The following is a 20,114-nucleotide window of genomic DNA, read 5'->3' as shown; positions in this document are numbered from 1 at the left end:
AGCCGGGGGATGGTCAGTCCCCGGCGGTCCAGCGGTACGTCGCGTCCGGCTCCTTCTCCTCGTTGCGGCTGCCGTCGTTGAAGTCCACGGCGACGAATCCGTGGCGCTCGTAGAAGGCGCGGGCGCCGGTGTTGCGCTGGAACACGTGCAGGGTCAGCTCCCGCGGGCTCGCCCCGCGGACCAGCTCCAGCAGCCGCGAGCCGATGCCGCGTCGCAGGGCGTCGGGCCGCAGGTAGAGGTGGTCGAGTTCGGTCCCGTCCAGCGAGGCGAAGCCCAGCAGCTCGCCCCGCTCGTCCTCGGCCACCCACACGGTGCTGTCGGGCAGGACCACGTGCGTGATCCAGGCGAGGGTGTCCTCGTCGCTGTGCACCCGGGGGAGGTAGGGCATCGCGGCGGCGCGCGATGCCAGGAAGACCCCCGTGACGGCCTGCGCGTCATCGGCCGTGGCGGCGCGCAGACGCACCGCGCCCCGGTCCTGTCCCTGTTCGGCGGGCTCGTTCACTGCCATCCGTCTCTCCAAGCTGTCGGTGCGGTCGTGCCCGCCGGGCGGCCACGACCCGTGGTCAGAACGTGTACGTGCGGCTCGCCAGGGACAGGCCCGCCTCGTCGGCGAAGTACGCCCGGTCCCCGGGGAGGGGTCGGTCCAGGGCGGAGGCGGGCAATCCCGCCTCCTCGGTCATGGCGAGCAGTCGCACCGGACCGTCGCCCCGTACGGTCAGGGTGAGCGTGAACCCCTCCGCCGGCGGCGCGGCGTGGACGAACCCCCACTTCCAGGGGGTCGCCGTGTACGAGCGGTTCTCCCCGCCGGGCATCTCGCCCGAACCGCCGGGGGCGCCGGCCAGGTTCGCCTTGACCACCTCGGTGGACGAGGTGTCCACGTAGAGCGCGGTCAGGACGGAGCGGCCCCGCTCGGCGGATACGGACAGGGTCAACCGGCGCCCGTCCGCGACGCGTTCGTCGGAGACGGTGCGCACCACCGGCTCCGCGACCGCCACCGCCGGGGCGTCGCCGACGAGGTGACCGCCGGGCGGCGCGGGCAGGGCCGGGATGCTCTTCTCCAGGTCCGATGTGCGTGCGCCGTCGGTGTAGTGGGCCACCCACGAGTCCGGGTCGGCGTTCTCCGACACCCAGTACGCGCGTGACCGGTCCAGGTCCCGGGCGTACATCAGGCTCACGGGCAGCGGGTGACCGCGGTCCGTGCCGTCGACCGCGGCGCCGACCCCCAGCAGCGCGACCCCCGACAGGGCGAGCGCGAGACCGATGGCGAGCCCGGCGCGCGGCCGACCCGCCAGGTGGGCCGGCGGCAGCAACAGCAACACCGCGACCAGCGCCACGAAGACCAAGGGGGCAGCAGCAGAGGCGAGTTGGACGGCGGGGAACAGCAGGACGACCAGCGGGACGATCAGGACGGCGGCCGACAGGCCCGGCAGGGCGAGGGCCACGGGACGCCACGGCGACTCCTCGGCGAGCCGCACGGTCAGGGCCAGCGCGGCCGCGCCCGCGAGCGCGGTCCACGTGAACAGGTAGCACGCGCCGGGCAGCGCCAGGGCGGTGGCCAGGGTGAGCGCCACCAGCCAGACCAGCACGGCCGCCAGGGACTCCACCGGCGTCGTACGGGTGCGGGCCCACCGCGTCCAGCCCCAGGCGACCGCCACGACGAGCAACACCATTGCGGCGACGATGAGTTCGGGCCGGTACGGATCGCCGTGCGTGAACCGGCCGTAGGCGGGCTTGACCAACAGGAGGACCTGCCAGGAGGCCCAGCCGATCGCCCCCGCCGCCACCAGGACCAACGGGAACGCGGCGGCCGCCACCGCCACCTTCCGCGGGCGCAGCGCCCGCCGCCGGCGGGCGTACCAGCCGGCCGCGACGGCGGCGAGGAGCGCCGCTCCCGCCAGGGGCAGCACGGCCCCGGCCGGGTAACGCACCAGCATCGGGCCCACGTTGAACCAGGTCGCGTCCGAGGCCCCGGCGACCTGCTCCAGGTCAGCGCCCGCGAGGCTCCGGGTGGCGGAGAGCGCGGTGGCGCCGAGATCCTGGAGGCTGCCGGAGTCGAGGTGCTCGATGTCGTCCTCGGTGGAGTGGTAGCGCGAACTCCCACCGATCACGGCGAAGTTCAGGCCGGTCAGGCCGGCGTCGCGAAAGTGGGTGAAGTCGGTCTCGTTGGGGAGCAGCCGATAGACCTCGTCCGCGAGGGAGGTGGTGACCGGCGGACGGTCGCCCAGCGCGCCGACCACGCCCGCGCTGCGCTCACCTGTCTGGAACATGACGGCCGGCCCCGTGGTGCCGCGGGCATCGATGTTGATCACGACGTCCCGTCGCGGGTCGAGGGTCGGCGTGTTCCGCACGTACGCCCGCGCCCCGAGTTGCCCGATCTCCTCCGCGTCGGTGAAGAGCAGGACGACGTCGTTGCGCGTTCGCTCCCCGGCCTTGAGCACACGGGCGATCTCCAGCACCGCCCCCACGCCGAGTCCGTCGTCGGACGCGCCGGGGCCGGAGGACGTGGAGTCGGTGTGGGCGACGAGCAGGATCCTTCCGGTCGAGGACCGTCCGGGGACGGTCGCCGTGATGTTGTGGACCCGCCCCGCCAGGTGTGAGGCGGCGGAACCGGGAAGCACCTCGGTCGCCTCCTGCACCGACGGATTCAGGCCAAGTTTCCGCAACTCGCCTTCCACGTGGGCGCGTACCCGGTCGGCGGCCTCCGAACCGGACGGATGGGGCGCGCGGGCGATCTGTTCGATGTGCTCTTTCGCCCGCCCTGCGGAAAAGGAAGTGGGTGCCTCATCTTTGCCCGAAGGTACGGGAGTTGACTGCACCGCGAATCCGCAGAAGGCCGCGATCAGAGCGAGCAGCGCGACCGCCGACAGCGCAGGCATGCGCGTTCTCATTCGTGTCCCCCGGCACTTGGCGAACCACCAGGCGGGTTCGTTCACCGAAGCAACGTAACAGCACCGGGCAATCGTTGATAGATCTTGCCGGGGTCGGTCGCATGGTGTTTGGATGGGCAGCCGCAGGACGGCCATGACCAGTTGCCCCGCGATGTCACCGGCTACGAGGGGGATCCAGGGTGAACGTCCCCGCTGTCCGCATGAGCGGCGCGGTCAAGAGCTACGGATCGACCACGGCCGTCGACGGATTGGACCTGGAGGTGCCGGCCGGGATGTTCCTCGGCCTGCTCGGTCCGAACGGAGCGGGCAAGTCCACCACCATGCGCATGCTCACCGGGCAGAGCAGGGCGGACAGCGGTACCGTCGAGGTCTTCGGGCACCGACTGCCCGAGGAGTCCCGTCGCGTCCGGTCCCTGATCGGCGTCGTGCCGCAGCACGACAACCTCGACTCCGAACTGTCGGTCCGACAGAACCTCGACGTCTTCGCCCGGCTCGGTGCCGTGCCCGCGCGCGAATGCCGTGCCCGCGTCGACCGGGCGCTGGCCGACGCGCGCCTCACCGACCGGGCCGGCCACCGCGTCGACGCCCTCTCCGGCGGCATGCGCAGACGACTGCTCCTGGCCCGGGGAACCCTGTTGTCCCCCCGCCTGCTGCTGCTCGACGAACCCACCGTGGGCCTCGACCCGCAGATCCGCCAGGACCTCTGGGACGTCATCGAGGAACTGCGGGCGGGCGGCACCACCGTCGTGATGTCCACCCACTACATCGAGGAGGCCGAGCGCCTCGCCGACAGCGTGGCCGTGGTCTTCGGCGGCAAGCTCATCGCCCAGGGCGCCCCCGCGGACCTGCTGCGCGCGCACGCCGGGGCGCAGGCCGCCGAGTACCGGGGCGACGCGGCACGCCGCGCCCGCGTGGAGCGGGTCGCGACCGAGGCGGGCCTGCCCAGCCGGCGTACCGGACTCTCCGTCTCCGTGCTGCGCGCCGAGACCATGACCGCCTCGGTCCACGAACTCCTGGGCGCGCCCGACGTCCTGCGCCCCACCACGTTGGAGGACGTCTTCGTCGTCCTGACCGGGGCGCTCTTCAGCTGACCCGCCCCGCCCCGCGACGGCTCCGCCGTTCCAGAAAGGACCCTTCCCATGACGAGGGCAGCTCCCGCACGCCCCGCGGAGACGCAGGTACGCGGCCCGGAGGAGGCGCGGAAGGCGACCCCGGTGCTCTGGCCCACCCTGCGGGCCGTCTGGCTGCGGGAACTCCTGCTCTTCCGCCGCTACTGGCCCGCCGTGACCTTCGGCTCACTGGTGGAGCCACTGGTGTACATGGCGGGATTCGGGCTCGGGTTCAGCCGGCTGATCAGCACGGCGGAGGGGCGACCGTACATCCAGTTCATCGGCACCGGCATGGTGGTCACGTCGGTCCTCTTCGCCTCGGCGTTCGCCGGGATGTTCGAGACCTTCAACCGCCGGTGCTACCAGAAGCTCTACGACGACATGCTCAGTCGGCCGGTCGACGTCTGGGAACTGATCACGGCCGAGGCCTCGTGGATCGCCGTCAAGTCGTCGATCTACAGCTCCGCCCCGCTCCTGATCACCCTCGCGGCGGGCCTGCCGGCGACCCCCGGACTGCTGCTGGTGCCCTTCATCGCCCTCTTCTCCGGGTTCGGCTTCGCCCTGTGCGGCATGTGGGTCTCCTGCCTGGTGCCGGCGATCGACTGGCTGCGGCTGGTGGTGTCGGGCGTCCTGACGCCGATGGTCATGGCGGCGGGGGTGTTCTTCCCGCTGGACGGCCTGCCCGGGTGGATCGGAGGCATCGCAACCGTGAATCCGATCTACCACTGTATGGAATTGGTGCGTCACTCGGCGTTCGGAACACTGGGAATGGGCGACGTCGTCCACGCGCTCGTCCTGATCGGATTCACCGCCCTCAGTTGGTTCCTGGCATTGCGCGGGATGACGCGCCGCCTCATCGACTGAGTTCCGCTGCCACGAGCACATGTTTGAACATGCATGTATCGGAATATTCATCCATTGGTGCGACTGAAAGGGAGTCGTCATGACCAACCCGTTCGACGATCCGGACCGCCTCTTCCGCGTGCTGCGCAACACCGGCGGCGAACACTCGCTCTGGCCGGACGGCATCGAGATTCCCGCCGGCTGGCAGGTCGTCCACGGCGAGGCCTCGCGCGCCGCCTGCCAGACCTGGATCGAGGACAACTGGCTCTGAGCCGCGCGCCGGTGACGGACCACCGCCGGCCGGTCCCGCTCCGTGGCGGGGCTGCGCGGCACCACACCGGAGGTCATGGACGCGGTCCGCACGGCGGCTCAGGACGCGGTCACACCCGGCCCGCCGTGGGCACGCCGTCCACGTACGTGTCGAGCACCTCGATGTCGCCGATGCGCGAGGTCTCCACCCGCGTGGGATCGTCGGCGAGCACCACCAGATCGGCCCGCTTCCCCGGCGTCAGACTGCCCGCGCGGTCGTCCCAGCGACAGGCGTGGGCGCCGCCGACCGTGTACGCGTACAGGGCCTCCTGCACGCCGATCGCCTCGTCCGGGCCGATCGCCCGCCCCGACAGCGAGGCCCGCTCGACCATGAACTGGACGGCGCGCAGGGGCGAACCGTCCGTCACGGGCCGGTCGGAGCTGCCCACCAGGGTGACCCCGTGGTCGAGGAACCCGCGACCCCGGTACATCCACGGGGCCCGCTCGGGGCCCATGACGGCCGCGTAGTCGTCCCCGAAGTACCGCAGGAAGTTCGGCTGGACCACCGCGCTGAGACCCAGCGCGGCGAACCGCGGCAACTGGTCGGGGCGGATCAACCCGGCGTGTTCGATGCGGTGCCGGGCGTCCGGCCGGGGCCGCAGGCCCTGGGCCCGCTCCAGCGCGTCCAGGGCGAGGTCCGCGGCGCGGTCGCCGATGGCGTGCACCGCGAGCTGCCACCCGGCGAGGTGACCGTCCACGATCAGGTCCGTGATGGCCTCCGGGGAGTCCTGGAGTTCGCCGATGCCGTCCGTCCCGACGTACGGGGCGGTCAGCGCGGCCGTACGCGCCATCATGCCGCCGTCGGTGTAGATCTTGAGCGCGCCGACGGACAGCCAGTCGTCCCCGAACCCGGTCCGCAACCCGAGGTCGAGCGCGCGCGGGAAGCCGTCGTCCGCGTGGGCCGCGACGGGACGCAGGGTGTCCCCGGCCGCCATCAGCTGGACGCGCAGCGGAAGCCGGCCCCGGTCGCGCAGCCACTGGTAGGCGCCGGCCTCCACCGGGCTGTGGCCGAGGAGCCCGCCGCCGATCCCGGCCTCCGCGCAGGCGGTGATGCCCTCGCCCAGGCACTGCCGGCCGGCGCGTTCGATGGCGTCGGCCAACTCCTCCTGGGAGTAGGGAAGTCGCAGCCGTCGGGCGGCGGTCATGGCGCTCTCCGCGAGGAAGCCCCCGCCGTCCGCGGCCGACGCGGGCAGCAGGTCCAGGACGGCACTGTTGACCACACAGCCGTGCCCGGAGTCGTGCAGCATGAACACCTTGCGTCCGGCACCGACCTCGTCCAGTTCGACGGCCGTCAGGTGTCGGCCCAGGGCCCGCTGGTCGTATCCGGCGATGTCCACCCAGGCCCCGGGCGGCTTGTCCGCGACGGCCCGCGCCACCACCGCCAACACGTCCTCGATCCGCTCGCACGGTGCCACGCTCGGTGTGGCCGCCTTCAGGCCCGTCCAGGCCAGGTGGACGTGGCTGTCGATGAACCCGGGCAGCACGGTGGCGCCCTGGAGGTCGACCACCTCCCGGGCGGGCAGCCCCGTCACCGCCTCGTCGAGACCGACGATCCGGCCGCGCCAGATCCCGATGTCGTGGGCGACGGGGTGCGCCGGGTCCATGGTGACGACGTGCGCGTTGGTCAGCCGCGTACTGAGCATGGGCATCGATCCTCGGGGAGTGCGGGCCACCGGTTCCGGGGCAGGGGGTGGCGGGTGTGGGCAGGGGGGCCTCGCGACCCGATCCGGCCGGCCGCCCGGTGCGTGAACAGCCTAGAGAGAGGAGCCGATCTCGTCGGCGGTGCGGCGGGGTCCAGCGGCGGGTTCCGGGCCGCGCTCCACGATCGACCGCAGGATGTCCCCGACCCGGACCGCCGTGTTCGACAGCAGGGCCGAGGTGATGCCGTGGGTGTGCTCGGTGCCGCCCTGGAGGTATATGCCGCAGCGCAGTCCGGGATCGGTGGTCAGGCGGTAGTCCCGCTCGACCCGGACCCGACCCTGCTCGTCCAGCAGGCAGTACCGGCCGATCTCGCCGAGGAGGCCGAGCGCGTCGGCCGAACGGTACCCGGTGGCGTAGATCAGCACGTCGGCGTCGAGGTGGGTCCGTTCGCCGGTGACCAGCGACTCGACCGTGGCGAGGACCTTGTGCGGGGTCTCCACCACGTCGGTGAGGCGGGAGACCTTCAGGAACCGCAAGCGCTCGGCGCCCAGGACCTTCTCCCGGTACTGCTGCCGGTAGAGGTCGTCGATGAGGCCGATGTCCACCACGGAGTGGTTGGTGTTGGCGTGGTACTCGATCAGCTTGCGCTTGACGTCCTCGGGCGCGGCGAAGTACGCGTCGACCGCGTCCGGGTCGAAGATCCGGTTGGCGAACCCGCTGTCGTCGGCCGGGCTGTAGCCGTACCGGGAGAAGACCGCACAGACCTCGGCCTCGGGGAAGGCGCGGTGCAGGTAGGCCACGTTCTCGGCGGCGCTCTGGCCGGCGCCGACCACGACGAACCGGGACGGAGCGGTGTCCTTGAGCGCGTTCACCCGCGTCAGCAGGTCGGACGTGTGCCAGACGCGGTCCGAGCGCGCGACGCCCTCCGGCATCCGCGGCCGCAGTCCGGTGCCGATCACGAGGTTGCGGGCACGGTGGACCACCGGTTCCGCGCCGGAGCGCGCGATCACGTCCACGTACCGCACCACGCCGTCGACCACGACGGGCCGCACGGCGATGACCTCGTGGCCGTACGACACCATGTCGTCGACCTTGGCCGCCGCCCACTCGAAGTAGTCGTGGAACTCCACGCGCAGCGGGAAGAGGTTCTTGTGGTTGACGAAGTCGATCAGCCGCCCCCGGCTCTGCAGGTAGCAGAGGAAGCTGAACCCGCTCGTCGGATTGCGCAGCGTCACCAGGTCCTTGAGGAAGGAGACCTGCATGGTCGCGTCGTCGATCAACATGCCGCGGTGCCAGCCGAAGCGGGGCTGCTGCTCGAGGAAGCGGGCCGTCACCGCCCCCTGACCGCCGACGCTCGCGTTGTGCTCGCTCAGTGCGATGGCCATCGCCACATTGGACGGTCCGAAGCCGATTCCGATCAGGTCGTGGACCAGTGGCGCAGCGTCAGGAAGAGCTCGTGACATGTCACTCCCATCGGGGGCGGCCGCTTGCCGGGTGTGAGGGGAAAGACGGGGAGACGAGGCATGCCGATGTGCGACTGCCGGGGAACAACTTAGGGGAGCCTAACCTGGTCCATGACCCCTGTCGATGGGCCGATTGGACGCCTTGCCGGGGAATCATGTTCAACCAACCCAGGATATGGGGGCGTTGCGTAGTTAGGTAAGCCTTGCTTTACTGGAGTCCATCCGTCATTCTGCTGAGGAGGACCGTATGCGGGTCGTCATGTTCGGATACCAGACCTGGGGACATCGCACTCTGCAGGCGCTGTTGGACTCCGAGCACGACGTGGTGCTGGTCGTCACGCACCCCCGGAGCGAGCACGCCTACGAGAAGATCTGGAGCGACTCGGTCGCCGACCTCGCCGCGGAACACGGGGTGCCCGTCGAGATCCGCAACCGCCCGGACGACGAGGAACTGTTCGCCCGCCTCAAGGAAGCGGACCCGGACATCATCGTGGCCAACAACTGGCGCACCTGGATCCCCCCGCGCATCTACAACCTGCCGCGCCACGGCACCCTGAACGTCCACGACTCACTGCTCCCCAAGTACGCGGGCTTCTCCCCGCTGATCTGGGCGCTCATCAACAACGAGTCCGAAGTGGGCGTCACCGCCCACCTGATGGACGAGGAACTCGACGCCGGGGACATCGTGGTCCAACAGGCGGTCCCGGTCGGCCCGACCGACACCGCCACCGACCTGTTCCACAAGACGGTCGACCTGATCGCCCCGGTCACCGTGGGCGCGCTCGACCTGATCGCCTCCGGCCGGACCGAGTTCACCCGACAGGACCGCTCGCTCGCGAGCTTCTTCCACAAGCGTGCCGAGGAAGACGTCCGGATCGACTGGAACTGGCCCGCCGAGGACCTCGCGCGCCTGGTCCGGGCCCAGTCCGACCCCTACCCGAGCGCCTTCACCCACCACCGGGGCAAGCGTCTGGAGATCCTGGCCGCCGTGGTGTCCCGGGCCAGGTACGGGGGAACCCCCGGCCGGATCTTCTACCGCGAGGGCGACGCGGTCGTCATCGTGGCCGGCGCCGACGCGCGCACCGGCCGCAACCACGGACTCGCCGTCACCCGGGTCCGCACCGAGGACGGTCGGGAACGGTCCGCGACGGAGTACTTCACCTCCATGGGTGGATATCTGACCAGTCGGCCCTGAGCGGCCGCACGCCGAAGTCGCCACCGACGACAGGTCGGAGCCCCGCACCGCCTCGGGGCGCCGACCCGACCCCTCGCCGCCGCGCGGATCACCGGATCCGCGGGGCGGCGACGTCGTTCCGTCGGCCGCGCACTCGGCAACGAACGAACGGGGATTGAGGGAAGGCTGATGGAGCGACAGACAACCACCGGTACGAACGGGGGCCCCGCCGGGGCCCCGTTCGTCATCATCGGCATGGGGAACACCCAGGCGGACTGGGCGCGAGTGCTGGGCGCCCTCACCAACACCGACCCGACCATCGACGCCCCGCCGGCTCCGGCCGCCGCCGCACCGGCGGTCGCGCAGGAAGCACCGGCGGCGCAGCCGCATCCGGCGCCCGCCGCCGGTGGCACCGCACACGGCGCGAGACCGGCCGCGGCGGCGGAACCCAAGAGTGCGACGCCGCCCAGCGTCCTCGACCTGAACGCCTACCTCGTCTACGCGATCGGCAAGGCCGCCCGACGCAGACTGACGGCCAAACTCACCGAACACGGGCTGCGCCTGTGGCACCTGACCGTGCTGACGCTGCTGTCCGACCTCGGCCCGCAGTCCAAGGGAACCCTCGCGACTCGTCTCGACATGAACGCGAGCGATCTCGTCAAGATCGTGAACGACCTGAACCGCGCCGGCCACGTCGACTGCACCCGCGACACCGAGGACCGACGCCGGGTCGTCGTGGGCCTCACGGAAAGCGGCCGCGCCGCACTGGGCCGCCTCAACGCGGACATCGCCTCCGCCGACGAGGAGTTCCTGGAGCCCCTGAGCGTCCCCGAACGCGCCCAACTCGGCTCTCTGCTGCGCCGCGTGCACCGGCACTTCGACACCACCCCCTCCCACACCGTCCACGAGGAGTCCGGCGGTCCGGTCGCGACCCCCTCGGGGCCGCACCGGGCCGGCGTCCGGTCCGTCGAGGCCCTGCGCATCGACTGGAACCGGCCGGCCGAGGAGATCGACGATCTCGTCCGGACCCGGGCCCGCTCCTCGACGGCCGCGTACACGCACCACGGCGGGCGCCGCCTGGAGATCCTGGCCGCCGCCGTCACACCGGACCGGTACGACGGCGCGCCCGGCCGCGTGGTGCGCTCGACCTCCGACGGCCCGGTGATCGTGGCGGGATCGGACGGGCGGTCCGCGCCCGGGCGGGGGCTGGCACTGCGGCGGGTCCGGACCGAGGACGGTACCGAGATGTCGGCGAGCGAGTACTTCGATCCGATGCCGGGTGGACTGACGACCGAGAGCTGAACCGGACCGGGTCCGGAGACCCGTACAGGTTGACATCTGCGTGGCTCTTGGCTGTTTCGACAAGCATATGCGGCGTGATGTACGAAGCGGGTTTGCACATGCAGTATGAGGGGAGGCGTGGTTCCCGGTACAGGAGGAGGCGGTGGCGGTGAACGTCCGTGGCGTGGACGGCGGTGCGGGGGACGTGGACCGCGGCGACATCGGTGCGGTCCACGCGCGTCTGCGGCGGCCGGACCCGAGGATCGCGCACTTCGTCGCCCAGGCCCTCGGGGGCGCGCGCAGGGTGGTCAACGTCGGCGCGGGGGCCGGTTCGTACGAGTCGGCGGCGCCCGCGGTGACGCCCGTGGAGCCCTCGGAGTCGATGCGGGCACGGCGCGCCGCGGGTCTGCCGCGCGCGGTGGACGCGGTCGCGGAACACCTGCCCTTCGACGACGGGGAGTTCGACGGGGCGATGACGCTGTTCAGCGTGCACCAGTGGTCGGACGTGGCGGCGGGCCTGCGCGAGATGCGGCGGGTGACCCGGGGCCCGGTCGTGGTGCTGACCTGTGATCCGGAACGGGTGCGCGACTTCTGGCTGTACGAGTACGCGCCCGAGGTCCTCGACATGGAGGCGCACCGGTATCCCTCCATCGGGATGATGGCCGCCGCTCTGGGTGGTTGTGGGAGTGTGCGGGCGGTGCCGATTCCGTTGGACTGCACGGACGGGTTCAACGAGGCGTACTTCGGGCGTCCGGAGATGTTGTTGGATCCGGCGGCACGGCAGGCGTGTTCGGCATGGAGTTTCGTGGACGACGGGGTCCGCGAACGCTTCACGACCCGATTGCGGGAAGACCTGGAATCGGGGGTGTGGGACGAGCGGTTCGGCCATCTGCGGCGTCGCTCGTTCCACGAGGGGTCGCTCGTGCTCGTGCGCGCGACACCGGAAACGGAAGAGGAACAGCACCATGGGGGTACCTGAGCGGATGGACGAACAACTGCGCGCACTCGGCCTGGTGGAGGCGCAACGCAAGGCGGTGGCCCTGTTCGCGGAGGTCGAGGCGCGAGGTCTGGTCGCGCCCGGCGTCGGTGAACGGGAGGTCAGCGACGGCATTCGGGACCTGGCCAACGAGATGTTCGGAACCACGAAGCACTGGCACAAGCGGATCGTCCGCTCCGGCCCGCACACGATGTTCCCCTACCGGGAGAACCCGCCCGACCGCATCATCGGGGAGGACGACATCGCCTTCGCGGACTTCGGCCCGATCTTCGAGGAGTACGAGGCCGACTTCGGCCGTACCTTCGTCTTCGGCGACGACCCGGTCAAGCACCGGCTCCGCGACGACCTCGCCCGCGTGTTCGCCGAGGGTCGCCAGGCCTTCCGCGAGGACCCCCACATCACCGGCAAGCAGTTGTACACGGCCGTGGAGCGCTCGGCGGCCGAGGCCGGCTGGACGCTCGGCGGCTGGCACGCGGGACACCTCGTGGGGGAGTTCCCGCACGAACTGGTCGACGGCGCCAAGGTGGAGTCCTACGTCACCCCGGACAACGACCAGCCGCTGCGCCGCACCGACCGGGCCGGATGGCGCTGCCACTGGATCCTGGAGGTTCACCTGGTGCACGAACCGGGCGGCTTCGGAGGCTTTTACGAACAGCTCCTCGACCTCGCGTAGGTCCCGCTCCGCGGGTGCCGGCCGGACCGGCGCCTCAGGCGCGCGGGGAGAGTTCGGCCATGGCGCTCCAGCCCTGGCCGGGCACCTCCACGTTGATGATCTCCGGGGTCGAGGCGATGGCGCCGGCCAACGTCTCCATCCCGGCCTTGAAGTGCTCCGACGCCACGTGTGCGGCGCCCGCCTCGGCGTCGGCGAAGGCCTCCAGCAAGGTGTACTTGGTCGGGTCGTCGACGCTGCGCGACCAGTCGTAGAACAGGTTGCCCGGCTCCGCGCGCGTGGCCCGGGTGAAGTCGTCGACGAGCGTGAGCCAGTGGTCGCTGTGCTCCGGACGGACGTCGAACCTGACGGCTATGAAGATCATGGGCACCAGCCTGGCACCCGATGCCCGCCATCGCACGCGGGACCGGCCCCGTTTCCGGCAGGCTCGGAAAGCGGCGCCCGACGGGCCGGGGGAAGCGGCGCCCGACGGCCCGGGGTACACGTGCCCGCGGTCCGCCGGGCGACCTCAGAGCAGGCCCGCCGCGCGGGCGAGCGCGCCCCGGACCTCATCGGGGCGCCGCCGGTACTCCCGGGTCGGCAGCGACACGGACAGCGCGTGCACCGCGTCGTCACCCCGCGGCCGCTCCGCCGGCAGGGCGACGGCCACACAGGTGTAGGCGGGGTCGGCCTCGCCCACCGAGACGGCGTACCCCTGCCCCCGCACCCGGGACAGCTCCGCCTCCAGCGACTCCGCGCTGGTGATGGTGGCCGGGGTCAGGCGCGCCATGCCGTGCTCCGACAGGTAGCGCCGCCGCAGCGGGCGGGGGAGCTCGGCGAGCAGCGCCTTGCCGTGCGCCGTGGCGTGCGCGCGGGTCTCCCGCCCGGGAGCGAAGGGGTTCGCGGTGTCCGTCACGGGAGCCGTCGTGTCGACGACCGTGATCAGCCCGCCGCGGTACGCGGTGTAGTACGCCTCCGCTCCGGTGGCCCGGCGCAGCCGCGCCAACACGTCCGTGACGCCCGGCGCCGGCTCCAGGTGCCGCAGGTAGCTGCGGTGCAGCCGGGGAATCAGCGGCCCCAGCGCGTACCCGCGCGCCGTCCGCACGAGATGGCCGCGCTCCGTGAGCGGGGCCAGGAGGTGGTAGACGGTCGAGAGGGAGCAGCCCGTCAGGCGGGCCAGTGCCTTGGCGCTGACCGGCCCGTCCGCTTCGGCCACCGCGTCGAGGAGGGTCAGCGCACGGTCGACGGACTGCGGACCGTGGTGCGGCATGGCGGGTTCCCCGGGGGCGAGTGGCGACGTACGAGACCTCCCGACCCTACGGCAGCGGTCCCGCGCCCCCGCCGCCCGCCGGGGGCGCGGCCACCGGATCGGCGGACCAGCGGCTGCCGGTTCCGCGCGGTGGAGGGAGGATGGAACCCACCCGGCGCGCGTGCGCGGGACAGTGGAGCGGGCAGAGCCTCCGACTCCGGGCCAGGTGGTGGGAAGGAGCGGCCGGCATGGGCAGTGCTGATGCCGTGCCCCCCGGTTCCGACGAGTCCGGCGACGCGTTCTTCGCGGAACCGGGCGGGCTCCTGGACGACCTCGGCGTCGCGGCGGTGCTGCTCGACGACGTCGGGCGGATCGCCCTGTGGAGCCCACAGGCCGAGGAACTGTTCGGTTACACGGCCCAGGAGGCCCTGGGCCGCTTCGCCGCGCAGCTGCTCGTCGGCGAGGAGCAGCGCGACCACGTTGTGGCCCTGTTCGCCGCGGTGATGGCGGGCGGCGGGCCGTGGGCCGGCGTGTTCCCGGTGTCGCACAAGGACGGCAGCACCCGATTGGCGGAGTTCCGCAACATGCGGTTGGAGGACGCCCAGGGCAAGACCTACGCCCTCGGCATCGCCTCCGACCGGACCGTGCTGCGGCGCGTGGAGCGCAGCCTGGCGTTGTCCCTGGGGCTGGTCGAGCAGTCCCCGATAGGCCTGGCGGTCATGGACACGGACCTGCGCTACGTCCTGGTCAACCCCGCGCTCGCGCGGATCAACGGAATGCCGGCCGAGGACCACCTCGGCCGCCACCTCCACGAGGCCCTCCCGCTCCTGGACTCGGGCCCCCTGGAGGCGGCCATGCGCGAGGTCCTCGACGACGGCGTCCCGCAACTGAACCGGCTCACCACCGGCCACACCCCGGCCGACCCCGGCGACGAGCGTGCCTGGTCGGTCTCGCTCTACCGGCTGGACGACTCGGTGGGCCGGGCCATCGGCGTCGCCGCCTCCGTCGTGGACGTCACCGAACAGCACCGGACCTCCCGGGCCGTCGCCCTGGCCCGGCAACGGCTCGCCCTGATCGCCGACGCGTCCGTACGCATCGGCACCACCCTCGACCTCGACGTGACGGCCCGCGAACTGGGCGACATCGCCGTCCCGGAACTCGCGGACCTCGCCACGGTCGACGTCCTCGACAGCATCCTCAGGAGCGACAAACCGCCCGAGGACCCGCACGCCGACACCGTGCAGTTCCGCGCCCTGGCCGTGACCGCCGCCCGTCCCGGTCCGGCCACCCTGGCCGTCGACCCGGTCGGCGAACTCGCCCGCTACGACGCCACCCGCCTGGTCACCCAGTGCGTGCTCACCGGCCGGCCCATTCTCGTGCGGCACGTCACCGACCGGGAGCTGGCCGGGATCGCCCGCAACCCCGAGGCCGCGGCGCTGCTCGTCGAGGCCGGGCTGCACTCCTACCTCGCGGTGCCCCTGACCGCCCGCGGCGAGGTCATCGGCGTCCTCGGCCTCCAGCGGACGAGCAACCCGATGCCCTTCGACCACGACGACGTCCTGCTCGCCGCCGAACTGGCCGCGCGGGCCGCCGTGTGCATCGACAACGCCCGCTGGTACCAGCGCCAGCGCCGGGCCGCCCTCACGCTCCAACGCCACCTGCTGCCCCAGGAGCCCACCGTCACCCCGGGCCTGGAGATCGCCTACCGCTACCAGCCCGCGGCGGCCGTCGGCGAGGTCGGCGGAGACTGGTTCGACGTCATCCCGTTGCCCGACGACAAGACCGCGCTCGTGGTCGGGGACGTCATGGGCAGCGGCATCAACGCGGCGGCGACCATGGGACAACTGCGCACCGCGGCCCGGACGCTCGCCGAGCTGGACCTCGACCCCGCCGCCGTGCTGACCCGGCTCGACCACACCACGACCGGCCTCGGCCACACCATGGCCACCTGCGTCTTCGCCGTCTACGACCCGCACGCCAACCGGTGCCGGATCGCCACCGCCGGTCACCTGCCGCCCGTACTGGTCCGCCCCGGCCGGGACCCCGAACTCCTCGACCTGCCCACCGGGGCACCGCTGGGCGTCGGCGGGGTGCAGTTCGAGGCCACCACGTTCGAACTGGGCGTCGGCGACGAGCTGGTCTTCTACACCGACGGGCTCGTCGAGACCCGCGACGAGGACATCGACGTGCGCTTGCGGGCCCTCACCGCCCTCCTCGCCGACCCGGCGCGCCCCCTCGAAGAGACCTGCGACGTGCTCCTGGGGGCCCTGCGCCACCCCGACGACCGCGACGACGTGGCCCTGCTCATCGCCCGCACCCGCCCGCGCTGACCCCGCCGCCCCCGGCGTCGCCCGCCCCGCCCGGCCACGCGTACGTGAAGACCTGCCCGCAGCTCATCGCGCGGGTATCGCCGCTTGAGGCACGCGGGACCGGGCAGGTGCCAGGCCGGAGGACCGAAACCGACAGCGAAGGAGTGGTTTCCATGTCCGGCGACGTATGGGGATACCGCGAGACGTCGGGCCGGTTGCGGGACATCGACCTCACGGGCTTCAAGGTCGAGGCGACCGACGGCCACATCGGCAAGGTCGACAAGCACTCCGACGAGGTGGGCGCGTCCTACCTCGTCGTCGACACCGGCCACTGGATCTTCGGCAAGGAGGTCCTGCTGCCCGCCGGCACGGTCACGCGGATCGACCAGGAGGAGCAGCGGATCCACGTGGACCGCACCAAGGCGCAGATCAAGGACGCGCCCGAGTTCGTCAGCGACCGACACCTCACCGACGCGGAGTACCACCGCCAGGTCGGCGCCTACTACACCGGCGGCCCGGAACACCGCGCCTGACCCGCCGGCGCGGCACACCGCCGCCCACCCGGGCCGCACGGCCCATCCGGGGCCCCTGCCGGCCGCACGGCCCATCCGGGCCCCTGCCGGGCCTTACTCCGGCCGGCGGGCCACCACGGGGTACTCGGGGTCCTGCTGACCGCCCGAGGCCAGCATCCTGACCTCGCCCTGATCGCTGATCTCCGCGCGGATGATCCCCGTCTCGTCGGCGTACACGGGATGACCACCCGGTCCCGCCTGCGAGGTCCGCGAGACGAGGACCTTGTCCTGCGCCCGCCCCCCGTCCTCGCCGCGCCGGAACACCAGCTCATACCGGTCCTCGTCCACCGCACCTCCCGATCCGTGCCGCCGTCGGTCGTCCCTCCATGGGAAGTCCTCGACCCCGCCGCGTCCATTTCACTGCGGCGATTGGCCCAGAGGGACACCCCCACCGACCGGGACCCGGGGGCGGCGGCGGCCCCGGATCCGGTGGGCGGCACCGGCACTCAGGCGGCACCAGCACTCAGGCGGCCCCGGACACGGGAACAGCCCCGGACCGGGGTCCGGGGCTGTTCGCGGCGGTGCGGCGTGCGGGGGCTCAGCCCTCCTGCTGCTCCTGCTGCGCCTGCTTCTGCGCGTTCTTCTCCTTGATGCGGACCGTTTCCTTGCGGACCTCGGCCTGCGTGGCACGCTCCTTCTGCAGCCACTCGGGGGCCTCGTTCTTCAGCGCCTCGATCTGCTCCGTGGTGAGGGCCTCGGTGACCCCGCCCCGCGCGAGACCGGCGATGGAGACGCCCAGCTTGGCCGCGACCACCGGCCGGGGATGCGGGCCGTTGCGGCGCAGCTCCTGGAGCCACTCGGGCGGATCGGTCTGCAGGGCACCCAACTCGCTGCGCGAAACGACACCCTCCTGGAACTCGGCGGGGGTGGCTTCGAGGTACACACCCAGCTTCTTCGCCGCGGTCGCGGGCTTCATGGTCTGGGCGGTCTTGTGCGACGTCATGGAGTCAAGAGTATCGAGCGTGTGCACCACCTCTGACCACGGCCGGTAACCTGGCCCGGTGACAGGCTCGGAAGTACCTCCCTCGTTCCGGCTCGCCTACGTTCCGGGGGTGACACCCACCAAGTGGGTGCGGATCTGGAACGAACGGCTGCCCGGCATCCCGCTGACCCTCGTCGCGGTCGCCCCCGCCGACGCCCCCGGCGTGCTGCGCGCCGGCGAGGCGGACGCCGGATTCGTCCGGCTGCCGATCGACCGCACGGACCTCAGCGCCATTCCGCTGTACACCGAGACCACGGTCGTCGTGATCCCCAAGGACCACCTGGTGGCGACGGCCGAGGAAGTGTCCACCGGCGACCTGGCCGACGAGATCGTGCTGCATCCCCTCGACGACACCCTCGACTGGGACACCCTGCCGGGGCGTCCCGCGATGGAGCGACCCGCGACGACGGAGGACGCCGTCGAGCTGGTGGCCGCCGGCATCGGCGTACTGGTCGTCCCGCAGTCCCTCGCCCGCCTGTACCACCGCAAGGACCTCACCTACCGGCCGCTGACGGGCGCCCCCGAGTCGCGGGTGGCCCTGTCCTGGCCCGAGGAGGAGACCACCGACCTGGTGGAGGAGTTCATCGGCATCGTCCGCGGACGGACCGTGAACAGCTCCCGGGGCCGCTCCCTGGCGGCCCCCGCACCCGCGCCGGCGCAGCCGAAGGGCAAGCGCCCGGCGCCGGGCGGAGCAGCGCGCAAGCCCACCGGCGGCAAGCCGGCCGGCAAGAACCCGCGCGGTGGCGCCGGCGCTCCCAAGGGCGGCAAGGGTGGCAAGGGCGGCGCCCCGGGCAAGGGCGGCGGCAAGCGCGGCAAGCCGCGCGGCCGCTAGAGCCGGGCGCCGACGTGCTCGTCGCCCGCTCGGTCGGCCTGTTCCTCGCGGCGGCCCTCTTCGAGATCGGCGGAGCCTGGCTGGTGTGGCAGGGCGTCCGGGAACACCGGGGCTGGGCGTGGATCGGCGCGGGCGTGATCGCCCTCGGGATCTACGGCTTCGTCGCCACCCTCCAGGAGGACGCGAACTTCGGCAGGATCCTCGCCGCGTACGGCGGGGTCTTCGTCGCCGGCTCGCTGATCTGGGGCATGGTGCTCGACGGCTACCGCCCGGACCGGGCGGACCTGATCGGCGCCTGCCTCTGCCTCGCCGGCGTGGCCGTGATCATGTACGCCCCTCGGGGCTGACCCGTACCGGTTCCCGCCAGGCAGCAGCAGGGCGTCCGGTCGGGGCCCGATGAGGCCGGGCCGGCCCGATCACGCCGAGCCCCGCCCGGTCCGGTGCGGCCCGCCTGATCACGCCAAGCCCGCCCGGCCCGGTCACGCCCCGCCGAGCCCCGCCCGGTGTCGGCGCCCGTCAGGCGGCTTCAGGCGGGGCCGGGCGGCAGCCGGAAGGCCTCCGCCTCCGTCACCGGGTCCCCGACCCGGACCCCGTGCAGCACCCGCGCCAAGACCTCCGCGCCCCGCACCACCCGGGGACCCGGCCGGTTGAAGTACGCGGGCCCGTCGAGCACCCACACCTCGCCGGACCGCACCGCCGGCAGTTCCGACCAGCCCGGCAGCGCGGTGAGCGCCCCGCGCTCGCGCAGCGTGCGCCGCGGGCTGAACCCGCACGGCAGCAGCAGCAGGACGTCCGGTCGGGCGGCCCGGACCGTGTCCCAGTCCATCGGACGGGTGTGCTCGCCCGGGGCCGCGATCAACGGCTCCCCGCCCGCCGCGGTGATCTGCTCGGGCACCCAGTGCCCGGCGGGCCAGAGCGGATCCAGCCATTCGATGGCCACCACCCGGGGCCGGGGACGGCCCGCCACGGCGGCGCGCACCGCCTCCAGCCGGGCCCGCGCGGACGCCCGACGGGCCCGGCCGACCTCCGGTACGCCCAGCAGCTCACCCACGCGGACCAGACAGTCCAGTACCTCGTCGAGGGTGCGCGGCTCCAGGCTGAGCACCCTCGGGCCTCCGTCGAGCACGCGCACCGCCCGGCTCACGCCCGCGTAGGACACCGCGCACACGTCGCACAGGTCCTGGGTGAGGACCACCTCGGGCGCGAGCGCGCCCAGCGCCTCCACGTCCAGTCCGTAGAGCGAGGAGCCGCGGTGCGCCGCGCCCCCGACGGCCTCGGAGATCTCCCGACTGGACAGCTCGTCGGACGAGAACGCGGCAGAGGTCACCACCGGCACGCCGGACACCGCCGCCGGCCAGTCGCACTCGTGCGTGCGGCCCACCAGATCGGCGAGCAGTCCGAGTTCGGCCACGATGTCGGTGGCGGCGGGCAGCAGGGAAACGATGCGCATCCCCCGAGCGTAGGCCGTCTCCGGGGGAGCCCCGCCACGGCGATTTCCGGCCACTCGCGGTGGAGCGGCGCTCGCGCGACGCGCCCGGAACGACGGGCGGGGGTGGACTTACTAGGACGTCCAACTATATGTTCCTGGGCAAGCCCGCGGTGCAGGGAAGTCGGTGTGAATCCGACGCGGTCCCGCCACTGTGACCGAGGAGTGTGCTCTTCCAGCAGGACAGGCCACTGACGGGGAAACCCGTTGGGAAGGCCGGAGAGCGCGCGTTGATCCGGGAGTCAGGATACCGGCCGCGGGGTGTTCCGTGTTGTCCACGAGGATGGAGCAGACACGCATGGCACCGGTACGTGACCACGGCCCAGGTGA

The 20,114-nt window shown here is 72.4% G+C and carries 20 protein-coding genes and 1 riboswitch; of the genes, 11 read left to right on the top strand and 9 right to left on the bottom strand.

Annotated elements, in window-relative coordinates; all coding sequences use genetic code 11:
• Positions 1-13: 13 nt before the first annotated feature.
• Positions 14-508 carry a GNAT family N-acetyltransferase gene (locus tag OG906_RS06120; protein ID WP_329440746.1) on the bottom strand — a complete coding sequence of 165 codons (495 nt, stop codon included), beginning with the start codon at positions 506-508 and terminating at the stop codon, positions 14-16.
• A 55-nt stretch (positions 509-563) separates the two neighbouring features.
• Positions 564-2,876: a M20/M25/M40 family metallo-hydrolase gene (locus tag OG906_RS06115; protein ID WP_329440744.1), complete on the bottom strand. Its 2,313-nt coding sequence runs from the start codon at positions 2,874-2,876 to the stop codon at positions 564-566.
• A gap of 191 nt (positions 2,877-3,067) precedes the next feature.
• On the opposite strand from OG906_RS06115, the gene OG906_RS06110 reads away from it, so the two are divergent.
• The 3 genes from OG906_RS06110 to OG906_RS06100 all read left to right on the top strand — a co-directional run bounded on the left by OG906_RS06110 (position 3,068) and on the right by OG906_RS06100 (position 5,111).
• The gene (locus OG906_RS06110; protein WP_329440742.1) at positions 3,068-3,979 is read left to right on the top strand and encodes an ABC transporter ATP-binding protein; all 912 of its coding nucleotides are present in this window, start codon (positions 3,068-3,070) and stop codon (positions 3,977-3,979) included.
• A 48-nt stretch (positions 3,980-4,027) separates the two neighbouring features.
• Complete coding sequence (locus OG906_RS06105; RefSeq protein WP_329440740.1) at positions 4,028-4,861, top strand: ABC transporter permease; 834 nt, start codon at positions 4,028-4,030, stop codon at positions 4,859-4,861.
• Positions 4,862-4,940: 79 nt separating this feature from the next.
• Positions 4,941-5,111: an MbtH family protein gene (locus OG906_RS06100; RefSeq protein WP_329440738.1), complete on the top strand. Its 171-nt coding sequence runs from the start codon at positions 4,941-4,943 to the stop codon at positions 5,109-5,111.
• A gap of 109 nt (positions 5,112-5,220) precedes the next feature.
• On the opposite strand, the gene OG906_RS06095 is transcribed toward OG906_RS06100, so the two are convergent.
• The gene (locus tag OG906_RS06095) at positions 5,221-6,792 is read right to left on the bottom strand and encodes an amidohydrolase (protein ID WP_329440736.1); all 1,572 of its coding nucleotides are present in this window, start codon (positions 6,790-6,792) and stop codon (positions 5,221-5,223) included.
• 111 nt (positions 6,793-6,903) lie between these two features.
• Positions 6,904-8,253: a lysine N(6)-hydroxylase/L-ornithine N(5)-oxygenase family protein gene (locus tag OG906_RS06090; RefSeq protein WP_329440735.1), complete on the bottom strand. Its 1,350-nt coding sequence runs from the start codon at positions 8,251-8,253 to the stop codon at positions 6,904-6,906.
• Between the two features lie 247 nt (positions 8,254-8,500).
• On the opposite strand from OG906_RS06090, the gene OG906_RS06085 reads away from it, so the two are divergent.
• The 4 genes from OG906_RS06085 (at position 8,501) to OG906_RS06070 (ending at position 12,378) form a co-directional block, all read left to right on the top strand.
• Positions 8,501-9,448 (top strand): methionyl-tRNA formyltransferase, encoded by a 948-nt coding sequence (locus tag OG906_RS06085; RefSeq protein ID WP_329440733.1) that lies wholly within the window; start codon positions 8,501-8,503, stop codon positions 9,446-9,448.
• Between the two features lie 168 nt (positions 9,449-9,616).
• Positions 9,617-10,729 (top strand): winged helix DNA-binding protein, encoded by a 1,113-nt coding sequence (locus OG906_RS06080; protein WP_329440731.1) that lies wholly within the window; start codon positions 9,617-9,619, stop codon positions 10,727-10,729.
• Positions 10,730-10,877: 148 nt separating this feature from the next.
• A complete protein-coding gene (locus OG906_RS06075; RefSeq protein ID WP_329440729.1) occupies positions 10,878-11,687 on the top strand; it encodes a class I SAM-dependent methyltransferase in 810 nt (269 codons plus the stop codon).
• Entirely contained in the window at positions 11,674-12,378 is a 705-nt protein-coding gene (locus OG906_RS06070; protein WP_329440728.1) for a M24 family metallopeptidase, read from the top strand. The genes OG906_RS06075 and OG906_RS06070 overlap by 14 nt, the downstream gene beginning before the upstream one ends.
• A 34-nt stretch (positions 12,379-12,412) precedes the next feature.
• On the opposite strand, the gene OG906_RS06065 is transcribed toward OG906_RS06070, so the two are convergent.
• Both OG906_RS06065 and OG906_RS06060 read right to left on the bottom strand, forming a co-directional pair.
• Entirely contained in the window at positions 12,413-12,739 is a 327-nt protein-coding gene (locus OG906_RS06065) for a putative quinol monooxygenase (protein WP_329440726.1), read from the bottom strand.
• 144 nt (positions 12,740-12,883) lie between these two features.
• Complete coding sequence (locus tag OG906_RS06060; protein WP_329440724.1) at positions 12,884-13,624, bottom strand: IclR family transcriptional regulator; 741 nt, start codon at positions 13,622-13,624, stop codon at positions 12,884-12,886.
• 227 nt (positions 13,625-13,851) lie between these two features.
• On the opposite strand from OG906_RS06060, the gene OG906_RS06055 reads away from it, so the two are divergent.
• The gene (locus tag OG906_RS06055) at positions 13,852-15,933 is read left to right on the top strand and encodes a SpoIIE family protein phosphatase (RefSeq protein ID WP_329440722.1); all 2,082 of its coding nucleotides are present in this window, start codon (positions 13,852-13,854) and stop codon (positions 15,931-15,933) included.
• 152 nt (positions 15,934-16,085) lie between these two features.
• The gene (locus OG906_RS06050) at positions 16,086-16,445 is read left to right on the top strand and encodes a PRC-barrel domain-containing protein (protein WP_267799224.1); all 360 of its coding nucleotides are present in this window, start codon (positions 16,086-16,088) and stop codon (positions 16,443-16,445) included.
• A gap of 93 nt (positions 16,446-16,538) precedes the next feature.
• Here OG906_RS06050 and OG906_RS06045 read toward each other — a convergent pair whose 3' ends face one another.
• On the bottom strand, positions 16,539-16,772 hold the full coding sequence (locus tag OG906_RS06045) for a DUF6296 family protein (RefSeq protein WP_267799223.1): 234 nt from the start codon (positions 16,770-16,772) through the stop codon (positions 16,539-16,541).
• A gap of 250 nt (positions 16,773-17,022) precedes the next feature.
• Positions 17,023-17,427, bottom strand: coding sequence for a DUF5997 family protein (locus tag OG906_RS06040; protein WP_329440719.1), 405 nt, complete (start codon positions 17,425-17,427; stop codon positions 17,023-17,025).
• Between the two features lie 58 nt (positions 17,428-17,485).
• On the opposite strand from OG906_RS06040, the gene OG906_RS06035 reads away from it, so the two are divergent.
• Together OG906_RS06035 and OG906_RS06030 are read left to right on the top strand one after the other, a co-directional pair.
• On the top strand, positions 17,486-18,298 hold the full coding sequence (locus tag OG906_RS06035; RefSeq protein WP_329440717.1) for a LysR family substrate-binding domain-containing protein: 813 nt from the start codon (positions 17,486-17,488) through the stop codon (positions 18,296-18,298).
• Positions 18,299-18,312: 14 nt separating this feature from the next.
• Entirely contained in the window at positions 18,313-18,645 is a 333-nt protein-coding gene (locus tag OG906_RS06030; protein WP_267800889.1) for a YnfA family protein, read from the top strand.
• 179 nt (positions 18,646-18,824) lie between these two features.
• On the opposite strand, the gene OG906_RS06025 is transcribed toward OG906_RS06030, so the two are convergent.
• Positions 18,825-19,748 (bottom strand): cobalamin-binding protein, encoded by a 924-nt coding sequence (locus tag OG906_RS06025; protein ID WP_329440715.1) that lies wholly within the window; start codon positions 19,746-19,748, stop codon positions 18,825-18,827.
• Between the two features lie 130 nt (positions 19,749-19,878).
• Positions 19,879-20,057: riboswitch (cobalamin riboswitch) on the top strand.
• Positions 20,058-20,114 lie beyond the last annotated feature (57 nt).

The organism is Streptomyces sp. NBC_01426 (assembly GCF_036231985.1).
Taxonomy (GTDB): Bacteria; Actinomycetota; Actinomycetes; order Streptomycetales; family Streptomycetaceae; genus Streptomyces.
This window is presented reverse-complemented; position numbering and strand designations above follow the sequence as displayed.